The following is a 15,266-nucleotide window of genomic DNA, read 5'->3' on the forward strand; positions in this document are numbered from 1 at the left end:
GCCCCGACCCTTCGCTGATTGAGCTCCCCTCCCGCTGATTGAGCTCCCCTCCCGCTGATCGAGCCCACCCCGCCGATCGACCCCACCCCGCTGATCGAGCCTGTCGAGATCCCGCGAGCCATCCTCGAGACCGTGGACCGAGGTCTCGACAAGCTCGACCCACGGCTCGGTGATCGCCCCGCACCCCTCCCGCCGATCGACCCCGCCCCGCCGATCGACCCCGCCCCGCTGATCGACCCCACCCCGCCGATCGACCCCACCCCGCTGATCGACCCCACCCCGCTGATCGACCGCACCCCGCTGATCGAGCCTGTCGAGATCCCGCGAGCCATCCTCGAGACCGCGGCGCGAGGTCTCGACAAGCTCGACCCACGGCTCGGTGATCGCCCCGCACCCCTCCCGCCGATCGAGCCACCCCGCTGATCGAGCTCGTCGAGATCCCGTGAGCCACCCTCGAGACCATGCCCGCGGTTCCGGCCGGTTCAAGTTCTCGATCCCTCCACAGACACAGGTACTAGAAGTTATGCACTGATACTGAGAAAAGCTCGTAATCATGTTCGTTCTTTGGGAGAATGGAGCTATGTCAATCACTTCCCCACCCACCGTCTCCGCCCCGGAGCCGACACCCGCCCCGGGTACGTCGGCACCGACCGCGGCCATGGTGCTGGCGGCGGTCGAACAGGCCCGCTCTTCTCTGGCGGTGCTCGGCACGGTCAGCCCTGACCGGTTCACCGACGACGACCTGCTCGGTGTGCTCGGTGCGTTCGAAGGCGTGGGCCGGCTGGTTGATGCGGGACGGGTGGCTGTGGCGGCGACGGTCGAGGAACGCTCCGGCCGGTGGCTGGGCCGGGACTCCCTCGCGGCGAAGCGGGGCTGCACGAGTGGCATCGACCTGATCACCCGGGTCACCCGCATTTCCGGCCGGGAAGCGAAACGCCGTAGCGCCCTCGGTCTGCGAATGCGGGACACGCAGCACGTCGGAACGATCATCCCGGCGCTGTTCCCCACGGTGGGTGCCGCGGTCGCTTCGGGGTTGCTGGGGGTGGATGCGGCGGAGGTGATCATGTCCGGTCTGGCCGAGATCTCCCCGCGCGTTGCCCCCGATGATCTTGCGGCTGCGGAACGCGCTCTGGTGTCTGCGGCGACGGGCACGATCACGGCCGAGAATGAGGGTGAGCCGGGCGCGGGCTTTGCGTTCTCGGCGGACTCACTGCGGGTGCAGATGTTGCAGTGGCAGGCGGCGCTGGACCCCGACGGGGTGGCGCCGAATGAGACTGAGGTTGAGGCGACGAGCACGATCAGTTTCGGCCGCTTCAAAGACGGCATCTACCCGGTGCGGGGCGGGGTGACTCCTGATCTCTACGGAATCATGAACCTCACCTTCGACGCGTTCATCGCGGCCCGCAAAACCCCCGCATTCCCGACCGCCGCCGAACAAGCCCGCGACCAGGCACGCGACGACCGCGCCGAGCTAGACGGACAAGACCTGAACGACGACCACAACCTGAACGACGAGCACGGCCGCGAGCACGGCCGCGAGCACGGCCGCGAGCACGACCGCTCCGAGCACGACGACCGCGCCGAGCAGGATGCCCACGACGGTCCCGACGGACACGACCACGAGCACGACTGCGATGAACACGACGACCATGACCATGACCACGACCACGACCACGACCATGACGACCACGGCCAGGGTCCAGCCTCAGCCGAGGCTCTTCTTCCCGGGTCGGCCGGGCATGAGTTCGATGACGTCGACACCCGTACCGCCGGTGAGAAGCGGGCCGATATTCTGCGCGGCATGTTCACCCAGCTGGCCCAAGCCGATAACACCCCCAGCATTGGTGGTGCACCGCCGACGGTGGTGGTGCATGTGAACGTGAACGATATTGAAGCCGGGCGCGGTGTCGGCTGGATCGACGGCGTCGACGCCCCCATCTCGCTTCGCACGGTCGATCAGATGATGTGTGCCGGAGGGACCCAAACGGTTCTGTTCGGTCCGAACGGTGAGGTTCTGACGCTGACCGATCCGCAACGACTGTTCAACCGTGCCCAACGCCGGGCGATCCTCGCACGCGACGGCGGCTGCGGCGTTCCCGGCTGCGATGCCCCCGCACAGTGGCTCGAATTTCATCACGTGATCCCCTGGAGCAAAGGCGGCGTCACCGAAGTCGACAACGGCGTCAATCGCTAATACGACCTAAGACACGGTCTCTAGTTCAGCGCGCTCGATCCAGCGAGCGAGCAAACTGAATGCGGCTAGCGCCTCGATGGCATCTGCGTCCCTAAAGCTGTGTTCATCCGGCTCGACGTGGTTGACGACATTTCGTACCGCTGAGAAAAGGCCCTGTCCGAAGTTCCCCGCGCCTACATGCATGTCCTTGAAGAGGCTGACGTTCGACGGATCGCACAATCGCAATCGCGGCACGTTTGGTTTGGGGGACTCGGGACTAAAACTCTCGCGCACGAGTTGGCCCTCTCCGATTTCCTTCCTGTTGACCTTGCGCTGCAACCGGGAGTTTACGTTGATGGCAGCAGCCCACACCGCAGCGTCGTGGTTGCCACTCGTCCAATGCGGTCTCGCTGCTTCCCATACCCATGGGTGAAGGGACTTGCCCTCGACAAGCGGTGGAGGGTCGCCCTCTGCGCCCAGTTTTTCTCGCGCCTCGTCGCCCTCGGTCAGTTCCCAGATCAGGCGTCTGACGAGAGATTCTCCAGCCCAGCGTGGGCGCTCACGGTCGATGACTTCGGCGATAGCCAGCACTGAGTTTTGAGCGTTGCTGCGCTCCTCGACCGACCCCCGCAGCCGGGTCTTCTTATTCGGCTTGACCTCTTCCGGTGGGAGCGGCACTCGTTCGTGCAGCGACAGATACAGGTCAAGCTGTTTCAAGGCCCAGTCAACGTCCATGACAGCACGCTATCGGTCTATCGACCGCGAGAATCTATTCCCACCCGTGTCGCGCCCGGCGGGCGCGCCTTTACTTGAATCTGCAACATAACTTGGGAGCGCGGTAGCGCGATCCGAAGGCAAGGTTTCGACGGCCACAGGCCGTCGGAACCGCGGCAGCTTGGAAGATGCTGGGAACGAATGACAACGCTGCACGGCTTCCGGTATGAATGTTTTATACATAAGGACGCGGCGCTTGAGGCGTTGCATAAATTAGATTCTCTATAGATACCTGGGACCTCAGTGAGGTTGAGCGGCGCTAGAAGGCCAGTGTCCCCGCTCGAATTGAAACGACTAGAGGCCAGACCCGGTTGAAATCCGGGTGCTGAAGCGCGCGTCGGTCCTGCTGTTGTCGACGGCCCTTCGGTGGTCCCTGTCGGCTTCGAGCACTGGTCCCTTATGCTTCCCAACTCCTCACAGTCATATCTGCGAACTCTTGTGCGCCCGGATGCCGGATGGCATTTCAGTCTCTATCCGGATTCCGGAGAGGGCGGCGGGTCATTCCAGTACTCGGTACGCCGAGTGCCGGAGTATGTTGCTCCCGGCTCGGCGCGGGATCCGGAACGCGCGGCTGCCGAGGCCGGGCGAAGGGCTCGAGCGCGTCTGCGCCGGTATTGCGCGGCGAACCGGCTGAACCGTTTGGGAACCTTGACCTACGCGGGTGCGGGCAATCATGACCCGGCGCAACTGCGTGAGCATCTTGCCGGATTCTTCCGCCAGCTACGAGATGCGTTGGGCGGGGCAGCATTGCCCTATGCGTGGGTGCCGGAGTGGCACAAGTCCGGGCACGGCCTGCACGCGCACTTCGCGGTCGGACGGTTCATCAAACGCTCGCTGATTGTTGATTCCTGGCCGCATGGCTTTGTGCACATCAAGCTGCTCGGAGATCTCCCAGTCGGCTCCGGTTCCTTGTCGCAGGCGCGGCGCGCGGCGGGGTATCTGTCGAAGTACGTTGCAAAAACATTCGCCGATCCGACCGTGCGGGATCTGGGCTTGCACCGCTATGACGTGGCTCAAGGGTTTCAGCCGGAGGTGATGCGCCTGTCCGCCTCGTCCTCGGATGCGGTGATCGCGGAAGCGTCCGAGCTGATGAGTAGTGCCCCGCTCACGCGGTGGTCGTCGGCGGAGAACGCCGATTGGCAGGGTGCCCCGGCAATTTGGGCGCAGTGGGGTCGATGATGGGACTTGACCTGGATGCGGTGCGGGCGTGGGTCGAGAGAACCTGCGCGGCTCAAGGGGTGCCGGTGTTCGTGGCCGATGCCGCCGTTGTGGGCCGGGTGGGGACCCTGTTGGGGTCCGGGGCCCCGGCGCGTGCCCCGGAGGGGCGAGCCGGGGTGCCGGGCCTCACAGGTTCCAGACGGGCACGATCCGGTTCGGATTGAACTTCCCACCCTTGACCACCGCTGGATTGATCACCGCATGATCGAGCACGGCGGCGACGATCGCGGCCTGCCGTTCCAGGTTCATCTCATCCCACCGTTCGCGTAATTCCTGGCCGTGGCCGACGATCCCTTCCAGTGCTGTCGTTCCGGTGATCTGGGAGAGCTGCCGGTCGGTGGTTTTGATGCGGTGATCGAGGGGCTCCCGGGCTGCCTTCCACTCAGCGCGGGAGATCTCGCCGTCCGCCCACATCTCCGCTAGTTCGGTCAGTTTTGCTTGGTCGCGGTCCAGCTGCTCGAGTAGTTCGCTGTGCCGGGCATCATTGGCAAGCCTGCCGGTGAGGGTGTCGCCCATCTGTGGTGTGTCCAGCCGGTAGAGCACGGCGGCGGCGATCCATTCCTCTACCGGTGGGGCCGTCACCGTGACGCCGCCGCAGCCGCGATGATCCGGCCCCGACAGGCACACGTAGCGGCGCTCGAACTCCCGCGGAGAGGAGAAGAGTCGGCCTCCGCATTTGCCGCAGCGGAGCATCCCGCTGAGGAGGTAGCTGCGCGGGGTGCGTCGCCCCGTTGCGATCTTGGCCGCGAGCACGTTCAAGAGCTGTTGACGCTGCTCCACAGTGATGATCGGATCCCAGATGGCCGGTCCGACCACTTCCCCGAGATGGGAGCGCAGGCCGGCAATCCGCGGGGACTTTAGGATCATGCGCACCGTGCTCGTGCGCCACTCCGCGCCGGCGCTGGTCGGAATGCGTTCCGCGTCCAACCAGGTCGCAATCGACCGGATTGATTCTCCGGCCAGGACTCGGCGCACAATTTGCTGAATCAGCTCGGCCTCGACCGGGTTCACGGTGATCTTGTCGGCCTCGTACCCGAACGGGCGGTTCGGGCCGCCGCCCGGTTTTCCGGCTTCGGCGTTCTGCCGTGCCTTGCGGCGCAGGCGCTCCGACTTCCGACCGGATTCCTTCGCCGCGAATGCCGCAAAGATCCGGGCCATGAATAGACCGTCATCGTTGCCCAAGTCCACATCGGCGGTCACCGTCGCGAGCTGGCGCAACCCGGCGCCCTCGCAGACTTCGACGAACTGCTCGAGTTCGACCGGGCGGCGGGTCAGCCGGTCCAGGTTGTAGACGATCACCGCATCCCGTGCACCGGCTTGAATGTCCGAAACCATCCGGTGATACGCTGGACGGCTCTTGCCGGAGTAGGCAGAAATGTCGTTGTCGACGTACTCCTCGGCAACCGTCCAGCCCCGCTCATGTGCCAAACGTCGGCAGTCCTCGAGTTGACGGCTGATACCGAGTGCTTGCCCGGTCGGGTCGGAGGAGATGCGGGCGTAGATCGCAGCATTGCGAGGCTCAGTCATACGGTCATATTAGTGATTGATGCACAATGGTGTGGCGTTGTGTTGGCGACATCATCACACCATCGAAACGTCCGGCTGGGAGATCCTCATGGTCAACGGCCGCCCCCAAGTGAAAGCCCCGGCCTGGATCGACCCGAGCCGCACCTGGCGCGACGCCAACCGCCACCGCACCGACACCCACCGCCGCAACTGACGCGCGGCCGCGACTGACCTGCCGCGACTGACCTGCCGCGACTGACCTGCCGCGACTGACCTGCCGCGACTGACCTGCCGCGACTGACCTGCCGCGACTGACGCTCCGCGACTGACGCGCAGCGACTTACCTTCCGAGGCTGATGCGCGACTGACTCCCATCGCGACTGAACCCGCGCGACAGGGCTCCGGCGCGCGGAGCAAAGCTCCCAGTGGGTGTCGGCGGCACGGCATCCACCGTTCATCGTCACAGCACCCCGGCACAAGAGGCAAGCTGGGAGTGTAGCGAGGTGTGCCAGGCATGAAAGAAAAACGGTGCTAGCCTATATTCGTGTTGTTTGGTGCGCTCCTCCTTAGCTGCCGCGACGAGTCCTAATCTGAGGCCTCCCTCGTCGCGGAGTTTGTCGTCGGCTCATCACCACTCGCGAGGAGATCACGGATCATGAAGAACAACCAGACCGCGTCGGCTATGCCGATCCACAAGTACCGCCCGTACCATGAGCAGTTCCGGGTAGACCTGCCCGATCGCACCTGGCCGAGCAAACAGATCACGCAGGCACCGCGCTGGTGCGCGGTCGATCTGCGTGATGGCAACCAGGCTCTGATCGACCCGATGAGCCCCGAGCGCAAGCGCATCATGTTCGACCTGCTCGTGCGCATGGGCTACAAAGAGATCGAGGTCGGCTTTCCGTCGGCAAGTCAGACCGACTTTGACTTCGTGCGCAGCCTCATCGAAGAAAATGCGATCCCGGATGACGTCACCATTCAGGTGCTCACCCAGGCGCGCGAACACCTCATTCGTCGCACCTACGAGTCACTCGTGGGCGCCAAGCAGGCCATCGTGCACCTGTACAACTCGACGAGTGTGCTGCAGCGTGACGTCGTCTTCCGTCAAGACAAGCAGGGCATCATCGACATCGCCTTGAGCGGTGCGCGCCTCTGCCGCGAGATGGAATCACTGGTGCCCGGCACCGACATCTATTACGAGTACTCGCCCGAGAGCTACACCGGCACCGAACTCGCATTTGCCGTTGATATCTGCAACCAGGTCGTCGAAGTCTTCGAGCCGACGCCCGAGCGCAAGGTCATCATCAACCTGCCGTCGACGGTTGAAATGTCGACCCCGAATATCTACGCCGACTCGATCGAGTGGATGGGTCGCCACTTGGCCCAGCGCGAGAACATCATCATCTCGCTCCACCCGCACAACGACCGCGGCACGGCCATCGCCGCCGCAGAGCTGGGTTATCTGGCCGGCGCCGACCGCATCGAGGGCTGCCTGTTCGGCAATGGTGAGCGCACGGGCAACGTCGACCTGGTCGCCCTCGGCATCAACCTGTTCACGCAGGGCATCGACCCCCAGATCGACTTCAGCAACATCGACGAGGTCAAACGCACCGCCGAGCACTGCAACCAACTGCCCGTTCCCGAGCGCAGCCCCTGGGCCGGCGACCTTGTCTTCACCGCATTCAGCGGGTCGCATCAGGACGCCATCAAGAAGGGCTTCGAAGCAATGGCCGCCGAGGCTGAGGCCGCAGGACGAAGCGTTGACGACCTCGTTTGGGCGGTTCCCTACCTGCCGATCGACCCGAAAGACCTCGGCCGCAGCTATGAGGCCGTGATCCGGGTCAATTCGCAGTCCGGCAAGGGCGGAGTCGCCTACCTGCTGAAAACCGATCACGCTCTCGACCTGCCGCGCAAGCTGCAGATCGAGTTCTCGGGCGTTGTGCAGGCCAAGACGGATGCCGAGGGTGGCGAGGTTTCGAGCGACCAAATCTGGGCAATCTTCAACGACGAGTACCTGCCGACCAAGCTGGCCGACGCCAACGCCAAGTGGGGTCGCTTCGAGCTCCTCTCGACGCGTACCGCAAGTGACCTCTCGGGGTCCGTCGAACTCACCGTTGATCTGCGTGACGGCGACGTCGTTGGTTCGGCCACCGGATCCGGCAATGGCCCGGTCGCGGCGTTCCTCGGCGTGATGGCCGAGCGCGGCCTCGACATCACCCTGTACGACTACGTCGAGCACGCCATGTCGGCCGGGGGCGATGCCACTGCTGCCGCCTACGTCGAACTCGATGTCAACGGCACGCGCTACTGGGGAGTCGGAATCGACGCCGACATCTCGACGGCTTCCCTGAAGGCCGTCGTTTCGGCGGTCAATCGCGGTGTACGCATCGACAGTGCTGACCGCGCGCTGGCACGCGTCTAGCGAGTCCTGAGCGGCGGCGCGGCCTGCGATTCAGCAGCCGTCGCCGTCGCCGTCGCCGTCGGTGTCGCACTCTCCGCGACATCCGTCTCGGCCAGTGCCGTCGTGCAGTCGTCGATCGCCGCAGTGAGCAAACGGTTCAGGCGTCCGTCGATGTCGGGGTCGCAGGCCTCGGCAATGCCCTGCACCGCCGTGCGCACAATGGAGTCAGCCGTGCGTGACGTGAACTTGGTGTGAGCGAATGAGCCGGCCTCGACGATGAAGTGACGCGCCCACTTTTCGGTGTCGGGCGCTTGCGCGAAGGCCTGGCGCGTCTGAGCTCGCATGCCACTCGAGAATCCGCCGCTATGCCGCATGAGCATGTGTTCGCAGGTGAGGATGCCGACCGCAAGGGCGCGCTGCCGTTCCAGATTCGCTACGGGAAGCGCGCTGGTTGCCGCCCGCAGGGCCACGATCAGGCTGATCCGTTGTTCGTCGGAGTCGTCGCCACGCAATCCGATCACCGACGGAATGAGAGCCGCCAGGTTCGAGCGGGCGGCGTCGGAGGTGCAGTCGTTTGTCATGCGCGCCAGTGAGGCAAGCTGCGGATGCGTGCAGGCGGGATGATCGCTCCACGTTTCTCCCGCCAGGTACGACGCGAACTCCATGAAGCACCCGCCGCTGCGCGGGGTTCGATGTTTGCCTCGCGAAAGCACCGGCATGAAGTCAGGTGAACTGATGGCGTGTGGCGACATGAGAAACCTCCCTGCCCGCTGAAAATGGTAATTCCAGTGTCTACCCGGCAGGCGGGAAAGGCTAGAGCCACACAGCGAGCGGCAGACTATCGACGACGCCAGCGCGGCCAGCTGCCGATCGCTCGTTGCTGTGGCAGGCTCCAGCCGTACTTGGCGGCAAGAATTCGGATCACTGTCGTCACGATCACACAGATGATTGCCGCCACCGTGATCTGCACGTTGAGGAGCACGAGAATGACCAGCAATCCGCTGCCCACTCCGGCGGCGACCGCATAGAGCGATCCGACGTGCATTACGGCGATCGGTACGTTCAGCATCACGTCGCGCAAGATTGAGCCGCCGACCGCCGAGACGACCCCGACGAAGAGGGCTGGAATTTCGGGCAGGCCGTTGGAGAGCGCCTTTGTGGTTCCGATTACGCCGAACAGCCCGATGGTCACCGCGTCGAGCGCAATGATCAGTGGGTTCAAGCGTGTGAAGAGGCGCTGCAGCAGCATCCCCAGCAGCGCGAAACCGGTCGCGACCGGCAGGTACCAATTGCTTTGGAGCGCGGCGGGAACGCCGCCGAGCAGGATGTCTCGTAGTAGACCGCCACCAAGGCCAACGACGATTCCGATCAGGGCGACTCCGAGTAGGTCGAAACGACGGTCGGTGAATCGTCCGGCGAACATGGCCCCCTGAATGGCGCCGATCGCCACGGCGGTCAGGTCGATCCACAGGGGAATGGTGAAGAGGCTCGAAGTCACTCACTATTGGTATCACGACGCGCGAGCCGATTCGCACAGCGACGCCACGCGGCATCCGATTGTCTGCGGCAGCGCAGCAAGGGGTGGGAGAATCAAGGGGTGCCTGTCTACCGTGATGAAGCCGTCGTGCTGCGAACCCAGAAGTTGGGCGAAGCAGACCGTATCGTCACGCTTCTCACCCGCCACAATGGCAAGGTGCGCGCCGTCGCCAAAGGGGTACGGCGCACCGGCTCGAAATTCGGGGCCCGTCTCGAGCCGTTCATGGTCGCCGACGTGCAACTGTATGAGGGGCGCAGCCTCGACGTGATCACGCAAGCTGAGTCGCTCGGCTCCTACGGCGCGCAGATCACCGCCGACTATCCGAGCTATACCGCGGCGAGCGCGATGGTCGAGACAGCCGACAAGCTGACCGAGTCCGAGGGCTCCCTGCAACAGTATCTGCTGCTGGTCGGAGCCCTGCGCTCGCTGTCGCGCCACGAACACGGCGCCAGCCTCACCCTGGATTCCTACCTGTTGCGCGCTCTCTCCATGGCCGGCTGGGCTCCGAGCTTTCAGGACTGCTCGCGCTGCGGAGCCGTCGGGCCGCATTCGGCCGTGGTCGTGCAACTGGGCGGCGTCGTCTGTGCTGACTGTGCTCCGCCCGGTGCACCCCGCCTCGACGCGCCGACGATTACCCTGCTCGGGGCTCTGCTCACCGGTGATTGGGACTACGCGAAAGCCTCACCGAACCAGACCCAAGCCCAGGCCACCGGGGTCGTCGCTGCCTACACGCAGTGGCATCTCGAGCGTGGCCTCCGATCCCTGGAGCACGTCAGCCGATGAGCCGCAACCCCTTTGCCAAGAACAATGATTCGCCGCAGTACACCCACAAAAACGCAGTGCCGTTCAAGCCTCTCGACTGGACCGGGGTCTACCCGCCCGAGATCGCAGCGAAGGTCGTGCCCGAGCATGTCGCCGTCGTCATGGACGGCAATGGGCGCTGGGCGAACGCGCGCGGTCTGCCGCGTGTCGACGGGCACAAGGCGGGGGAGGCGGCGCTGCTCGACGTCGTCGCAGGCGCGATCCAGATTGGCGTCAAACACCTCAGCGTCTACGCGTTCTCGACCGAGAACTGGAAGCGGTCACCGGACGAAGTACGATTCCTGATGGGCTTCAACCGCGACGTGCTGCACCGCCGCCGCGATCAGCTCAATGAGTGGGGAGTGCGGGTGCGTTGGGCGGGGCGAAAACCCAAGCTGTGGGCATCCGTCATCACTGAACTGCAGTACGCCGAGCAACTTACCGCGGGTAACGATGTGCTCACCCTCACGATGTGCGTGAACTATGGCGGACGCACCGAGATCACGGATGCCGTGCGCCAGCTGGCCGAGGACGTCGCGGCCGGCCGTTTGAAGCCGTCCGGCATCACCGAGAAGGCGATTGCGAAGCACCTCTACATTTCTGACCTGCCCGATGTGGACCTGTTCGTGCGTAGTTCGGGCGAGCAGCGCACCAGCAACTTCATGCTCTGGCAGAGCGCATATGCAGAGATGGTCTTTCTCGACACTCTCTGGCCCGATTTCTCGCGGGTCGACCTCTGGCGGGCCGTCGAGCTTTACGCCTCACGCAATCGCCGGTACGGTGGCGCGGTCGACACGCCCGCTCGGTGAGAGGGAATATCCGGCCGACCGGTGCTGTTGCGCCTGGGGTGAATGAAACAATCAAAGTAGACATCTGGTCAGACATTCAGTGCCCCTGGTGCTACATCGGCAAGCGCAAGTTCGAGGCGGGCGTTGCCCAGTTCGATGGCGACGTCGAGGTGGAGTACCACAGCTACGAGCTGGCGCCCGATACACCGGTCGACTTCGACGGCAGTCCGGCCGAGTATCTCAGCACGCACAAGGGCATGCCCCTCGAGCAGGTTCAGCAGATGCTCCAGAACGTGACAGACATCGCGGCGAGCGTCGGTTTGGAATACGACTATGACGCCGTGCAGCAGACCAATACTGTCAAGGCGCACGAGCTCATTCACTATGCCAAGTCGAAGGGTCGACAGCTTGACATGAAGGAACGCCTGCTCCAGGCATACTTCGTCGATGGCGAGCACGTCGGCCGCGTCGAGGACCTGGCCGACATTGCCGCCGAGATCGGCTTCGACCGAGCCGACGTAATGCGCGCCCTGTCCACCAACGAATTCCTCGCCGACGTCAAGGCCGACGTCGCGCTGGCCCAGGAATATGGCATCCAGGGCGTTCCGTTCTTCGTCATTGACGGCAAGTACGGCGTTTCGGGGGCACAGGACGCAGCAACGTTCACCCAGGTTCTCGAACAAGTACGATCAGAGAAGTCGGCCGTTTCGGCCCCCGCAGCATCGACCGAGGAGTAAACAGACCATGAGCAACACAGACACCCCGACCCCGACCCTGACCACTGAGGCAGCCGCGCCGGCCGGCGTACCCACCATCGAACTGATCGGCGAGGCCGAAGCCGGTGGATGCTGCGGCGGAGGCGCCTGCGGCGTCTAGAAGCCAGATCTGGCCCGCTGGTCGAGCCTGTCAAGATCTCGTGGTTCGTCTTCGGGACGTGGTCGCGTGATCTCGACAGGCTCGATCGACGGTGAGGGCTCGTTCGACGCGTGGCCGTTGGTCGAGCCTGTCGAGACCCTCGTTCAGCCGGCTACTCCGGATCGCTGATGTCCGCGACCGTCGCGTCGAATGCCGCGAGCAGCTCGTCGGCATCGACGAAGGCGCTATATCCGTGTTCTCCGGCACCCATCGCGACCTCGCGGCCCACCAGCGACTCGTCGGCATACACCGGCCAGGCATGTGTGCTGCCGAGAGGCGTGATGGTGCCGCGTTCGTACCCTGTCGCGTCGAACGCGAGAGCGGCATCCGGCATCGCCAGCTTGTTGACGCCGACCAGGGCACGGAGCTTCGGCCAGGAGATCCTGCGGCCACCGGGCACCAGCGCGAAGAGGTAGTCCCCGCTGGAGCGTTTCACGACGAGCGTCTTGACGATACCGTCGGGCTCGATGCCGAGCAGGGCAGCGGCTTCATACAGACTGAGCGCGGCGGGCCGCGTGACGATGCGCACAGGCAGCCCGCGGTGGGCGGCATCCCACTCGACCCGCTCCCGGCCCGCGCGAGCCTCGCCCGGTGCGCCCGGTTCCGCAGCCGGGTGTGCGTTCTGCATCAGCGTCCAGCCATTTCTGGGACAATTGATCTCGATGATGATTCCCACACCTACGATAAGCCCGGCGGCACCGCTTTCGATCGGCTCACTCGAGCTCGATGTTCCCGTTGTGCTCGCGCCCATGGCCGGCATCACCAACACGGCCTACCGCAGGCTGTGCCGCGAATTCGGTGCCGGACTGTACGTGAGCGAAATGATCACGTCGCGCGCGCTCGTCGAACGCACTCCGGAGTCGATGCGTCTCATCACTCACCACGAGAGCGAAAAGACCCGTTCCATTCAGCTGTACGGTGTCGACCCGAAGACCGTGTCTGACGCCGTGACCCTGCTCGTCGCCGAAGACCGCGCCGACCACATCGACCTGAACTTCGGCTGTCCGGTGCCCAAAGTCACCCGCAAGGGCGGGGGATCGGCGCTGCCTTGGAAACTCGGCCTGTTTCGTGAGATCGTCGAGGCTGCGGTCACAGCCGCCGGCCCGCTGCCGCTGACGGTGAAGATGCGCAAGGGCATCGACTCCGATCACCTCACCTTCCTCGAGGCCGGCAAAGCCGCCGAGGGAGCCGGTGTCGCGGCGATCGCGCTGCACGCTCGCACCGCCGCTGAGTTCTATTCCGGCCAGGCCGACTGGTCTGCCATCGAGAAGCTGAAGAGCACGATCTCCTCCGTTCCGATTCTGGGCAACGGTGACATCTGGTCGGCCGATGACGCACTGCGCATGGTCTACGAAACCGGATGCGACGGTGTCGTCGTCGGGCGCGGCTGCCTGGGGCGCCCGTGGCTGTTCGGCGACCTCGCCGCGGCGTTCCGTGGCGAGCACGTCAAGGCTGAGCCCAACCTGGGTCAGGTAAAGAAGGCGTTCCGTCGTCACGCCGAACTGCTGACCGAGTTCTTTGACAGCGAAGAGCGCGGCTGCCGCGACATCCGTAAGCATGTCGCCTGGTATTTCAAGGGTTATCCGGTGGGGGGCGACCTGCGGGCCAGCCTGGCCACCGTGCAATCACTGGCCCAGCTCGACGATCTGCTCGGCACGCTCGACGACGACCAGCCCTACCCGGGTGCCGAAGCCGAAGGCCCGCGCGGACGTGCCGGCACACCCAAGCGGCCGGCGCTGCCTGATGGCTGGCTTGACTCGCAAGAGATGGGCGGCACCGAACGGGCCAACCTGACCGAGGGCGAAGGCGACACCAGCGGCGGTTAGGCTGCAGGCTGCGCGCCGATGTCGGTTGCAGTCGCTACGGTGAAGGTGACGAGACATTTCGAAGGAGCACACCGCAGTGGCAAACCAGACCGGGTACAGCGCGCACGACGAAGCACGCTGGCTGCCCGAGGAACACCGTTCGAAGCGCAGCGACTTCGCGCGTGACCGTGCGCGACTGCTGCACTCGAGCGCCCTGCGTCGGCTCGCCGCCAAGACCCAGGTGCTCAGCCCGTCGGCCGGTCTCGATTTTGCCCGCAACCGGCTCACCCATTCGCTGGAGGTCGCCCAGATCGGTCGCGAACTCGCGAATCGGCTGGCCCTCGACCCCGACATCGTCGACTCGGCCTGCCTGGCGCACGACATCGGGCATCCGCCGTTTGGGCATAACGGTGAAAAGGCGTTGAATTCTTGGTCGGCGGATGTCGGCGGTTTCGAGGGCAACGCCCAAACGCTGCGGCTGCTCACCCGTCTCGAACCCAAGGTGTTCGGGGCCGACGGTCGAAGCTTCGGGCTCAACCTCACGCGAGCCAGTCTCGACGCGAGCTGCAAGTACCCGTGGCCGGCCGACTCGTCGGTGGCCGACCCCAGCGGGCGGGCGAAATTCGGTTTCTACCGCGACGACATTGATGCCTTCACCTGGTTGCGCTCCGGTGCGCCCGAGCGACAGCTCTGCATCGAAGCCCAGGTGATGGATCTCTCCGACGACGTCGCCTATTCGGTGCACGATTTCGAAGATGCCGTCTTCAACGGCTACGTCGACGTCGCGGCGCTCTCGCGCAGGGCCAATCACGAAGAACTCGTGGCATCGATGTATGAGTGGATCGGTGGCGAGATTCCGCACGCCGAACTCATCGCGGCATTCGACCGGCTCGACTCGCTTGACGTCTGGCTTGAAAGCTGGAGCGGAAGCCGTCAAGACCAGGGTCGGTTGAAAAATCTGACGAGCCAGCTGATCGGACGGTTCGCCGGTGCCGCGGTGCAGGCCACACGGGAGTCCTACCCGGCCGCCCATCTCATCCGTTTTGGTGGTGCGGTGGTGGTGCCACGTGAGATTGCCGCCGAGATCGCCGTGCTCAAGGGAATCGTTGCGACCTTTGTGATGTCCACCACCACACGCAAACCGATCTATGCGCGGCAGCGTGAGATTCTCACGTCACTGGCCGACACGCTTTTCGCCAGCGGTGGCACGGCGCTCGACTCGGGTTTTGCCGAAGACTGGCGCGCAGCATCCGACGATGCCGCTCGCAAGCGCGTCGTCGTCGACCAGGTCGCGAGTCTCACCGACCAATCGGCGATGGCCTGGCATGAGCGCCTCGTTGGCGCGTAG

Annotated in this window: 16 protein-coding genes; 11 read left to right on the forward strand and 5 right to left on the reverse strand. The window is 64.6% G+C overall.

Annotated elements, in window-relative coordinates; translation table 11 throughout:
• The first annotated feature begins 132 nt into the window (after positions 1-132).
• Complete coding sequence (locus HNR05_RS03280; RefSeq protein ID WP_179577728.1) at positions 133-423, forward strand: hypothetical protein; 291 nt, start codon at positions 133-135, stop codon at positions 421-423.
• Positions 424-580: 157 nt separating this feature from the next.
• Positions 581-2,194: an HNH endonuclease signature motif containing protein gene (locus HNR05_RS03285; protein WP_179577729.1), complete on the forward strand. Its 1,614-nt coding sequence runs from the start codon at positions 581-583 to the stop codon at positions 2,192-2,194.
• A 6-nt stretch (positions 2,195-2,200) separates the two neighbouring features.
• On the opposite strand, the gene HNR05_RS03290 is transcribed toward HNR05_RS03285, so the two are convergent.
• Positions 2,201-2,908: a TIGR02391 family protein gene (locus HNR05_RS03290; protein WP_179577730.1), complete on the reverse strand. Its 708-nt coding sequence runs from the start codon at positions 2,906-2,908 to the stop codon at positions 2,201-2,203.
• Positions 2,909-3,346: 438 nt separating this feature from the next.
• Here HNR05_RS03290 and HNR05_RS03295 point away from each other — a divergent pair, with 438 nt between their 5' ends.
• A complete protein-coding gene (locus tag HNR05_RS03295) occupies positions 3,347-4,126 on the forward strand; it encodes a rolling circle replication-associated protein (RefSeq protein ID WP_179577731.1) in 780 nt (259 codons plus the stop codon).
• 165 nt (positions 4,127-4,291) lie between these two features.
• Here the strand turns inward: HNR05_RS03295 and HNR05_RS03300 are convergent, their stop codons facing one another.
• Positions 4,292-5,692, reverse strand: a complete 1,401-nt coding sequence (locus HNR05_RS03300) for a recombinase family protein (protein ID WP_179577732.1) — start codon at positions 5,690-5,692, stop codon at positions 4,292-4,294.
• Between the two features lie 16 nt (positions 5,693-5,708).
• Here HNR05_RS03300 and HNR05_RS03305 point away from each other — a divergent pair, with 16 nt between their 5' ends.
• Positions 5,709-5,885 (forward strand): hypothetical protein, encoded by a 177-nt coding sequence (locus tag HNR05_RS03305; protein WP_179577733.1) that lies wholly within the window; start codon positions 5,709-5,711, stop codon positions 5,883-5,885.
• 441 nt (positions 5,886-6,326) lie between these two features.
• Positions 6,327-8,093, forward strand: coding sequence for a 2-isopropylmalate synthase (gene leuA, locus HNR05_RS03310; protein WP_179577734.1), 1,767 nt, complete (start codon positions 6,327-6,329; stop codon positions 8,091-8,093).
• On the opposite strand, the gene HNR05_RS03315 is transcribed toward leuA, so the two are convergent.
• On the reverse strand, positions 8,090-8,824 hold the full coding sequence (locus tag HNR05_RS03315) for a hypothetical protein (RefSeq protein ID WP_179577735.1): 735 nt from the start codon (positions 8,822-8,824) through the stop codon (positions 8,090-8,092). The genes leuA and HNR05_RS03315 overlap by 4 nt on opposite strands.
• A gap of 86 nt (positions 8,825-8,910) precedes the next feature.
• Positions 8,911-9,570 (reverse strand): TRIC cation channel family protein, encoded by a 660-nt coding sequence (locus HNR05_RS03320; protein ID WP_179577736.1) that lies wholly within the window; start codon positions 9,568-9,570, stop codon positions 8,911-8,913.
• Positions 9,571-9,669: 99 nt separating this feature from the next.
• Between HNR05_RS03320 and recO the strand changes: the two genes are divergently transcribed.
• Genes recO through HNR05_RS17730 form a run of 4 tightly spaced genes read left to right on the forward strand, consistent with a single transcriptional unit; the run spans position 9,670 to position 12,074 of the window.
• Entirely contained in the window at positions 9,670-10,392 is a 723-nt protein-coding gene (recO, locus tag HNR05_RS03325; RefSeq protein ID WP_179577737.1) for a DNA repair protein RecO, read from the forward strand.
• Positions 10,389-11,219 carry an isoprenyl transferase gene (locus HNR05_RS03330; protein WP_179577738.1) on the forward strand — a complete coding sequence of 277 codons (831 nt, stop codon included), beginning with the start codon at positions 10,389-10,391 and terminating at the stop codon, positions 11,217-11,219. Before recO ends, HNR05_RS03330 begins: the two co-directional genes overlap by 4 nt.
• A 38-nt stretch (positions 11,220-11,257) precedes the next feature.
• A complete protein-coding gene (locus HNR05_RS03335; RefSeq protein ID WP_179577739.1) occupies positions 11,258-11,935 on the forward strand; it encodes a DsbA family protein in 678 nt (225 codons plus the stop codon).
• A gap of 7 nt (positions 11,936-11,942) precedes the next feature.
• A complete protein-coding gene (locus tag HNR05_RS17730) occupies positions 11,943-12,074 on the forward strand; it encodes a hypothetical protein (RefSeq protein WP_281369785.1) in 132 nt (43 codons plus the stop codon).
• A 151-nt stretch (positions 12,075-12,225) separates the two neighbouring features.
• Here the strand turns inward: HNR05_RS17730 and HNR05_RS03340 are convergent, their stop codons facing one another.
• On the reverse strand, positions 12,226-12,741 hold the full coding sequence (locus tag HNR05_RS03340) for an aminoacyl-tRNA deacylase (RefSeq protein WP_179577740.1): 516 nt from the start codon (positions 12,739-12,741) through the stop codon (positions 12,226-12,228).
• Between the two features lie 34 nt (positions 12,742-12,775).
• Between HNR05_RS03340 and dusB the strand changes: the two genes are divergently transcribed.
• Entirely contained in the window at positions 12,776-13,939 is a 1,164-nt protein-coding gene (gene dusB / locus HNR05_RS03345; RefSeq protein ID WP_425485068.1) for a tRNA dihydrouridine synthase DusB, read from the forward strand.
• 76 nt (positions 13,940-14,015) lie between these two features.
• Positions 14,016-15,266, forward strand: a complete 1,251-nt coding sequence (locus HNR05_RS03350; protein WP_179577741.1) for a deoxyguanosinetriphosphate triphosphohydrolase — start codon at positions 14,016-14,018, stop codon at positions 15,264-15,266.

Source organism: Leifsonia psychrotolerans (genome assembly GCF_013410665.1).
Classification (GTDB): domain Bacteria; phylum Actinomycetota; class Actinomycetes; order Actinomycetales; family Microbacteriaceae; genus Cryobacterium; species Cryobacterium psychrotolerans_A.

Bases quoted from the DNA above. Each gene is read 5' to 3' on its own strand.
- HNR05_RS03330 (WP_179577738.1), top strand. From the start codon at position 10,389: ATGAGCCGCAACCCCTTTGCCAAGAACAATGATTCGCCGCAGTACACC.
- HNR05_RS03285 (WP_179577729.1), top strand. From the start codon at position 581: ATGTCAATCACTTCCCCACCCACCGTCTCCGCCCCGGAGCCGACACCC.
- HNR05_RS03340 (WP_179577740.1), bottom strand. From the start codon at position 12,741: ATGCAGAACGCACACCCGGCTGCGGAACCGGGCGCACCGGGCGAGGCT.
- HNR05_RS03300 (WP_179577732.1), bottom strand. From the start codon at position 5,692: ATGACTGAGCCTCGCAATGCTGCGATCTACGCCCGCATCTCCTCCGAC.
- dusB (WP_425485068.1), top strand. From the start codon at position 12,776: ATGATGATTCCCACACCTACGATAAGCCCGGCGGCACCGCTTTCGATC.
- HNR05_RS03290 (WP_179577730.1), bottom strand. From the start codon at position 2,908: ATGGACGTTGACTGGGCCTTGAAACAGCTTGACCTGTATCTGTCGCTG.
- HNR05_RS03315 (WP_179577735.1), bottom strand. From the start codon at position 8,824: ATGTCGCCACACGCCATCAGTTCACCTGACTTCATGCCGGTGCTTTCG.
- HNR05_RS03295 (WP_179577731.1), top strand. From the start codon at position 3,347: ATGCTTCCCAACTCCTCACAGTCATATCTGCGAACTCTTGTGCGCCCG.
- HNR05_RS17730 (WP_281369785.1), top strand. From the start codon at position 11,943: ATGAGCAACACAGACACCCCGACCCCGACCCTGACCACTGAGGCAGCC.
- leuA (WP_179577734.1), top strand. From the start codon at position 6,327: ATGAAGAACAACCAGACCGCGTCGGCTATGCCGATCCACAAGTACCGC.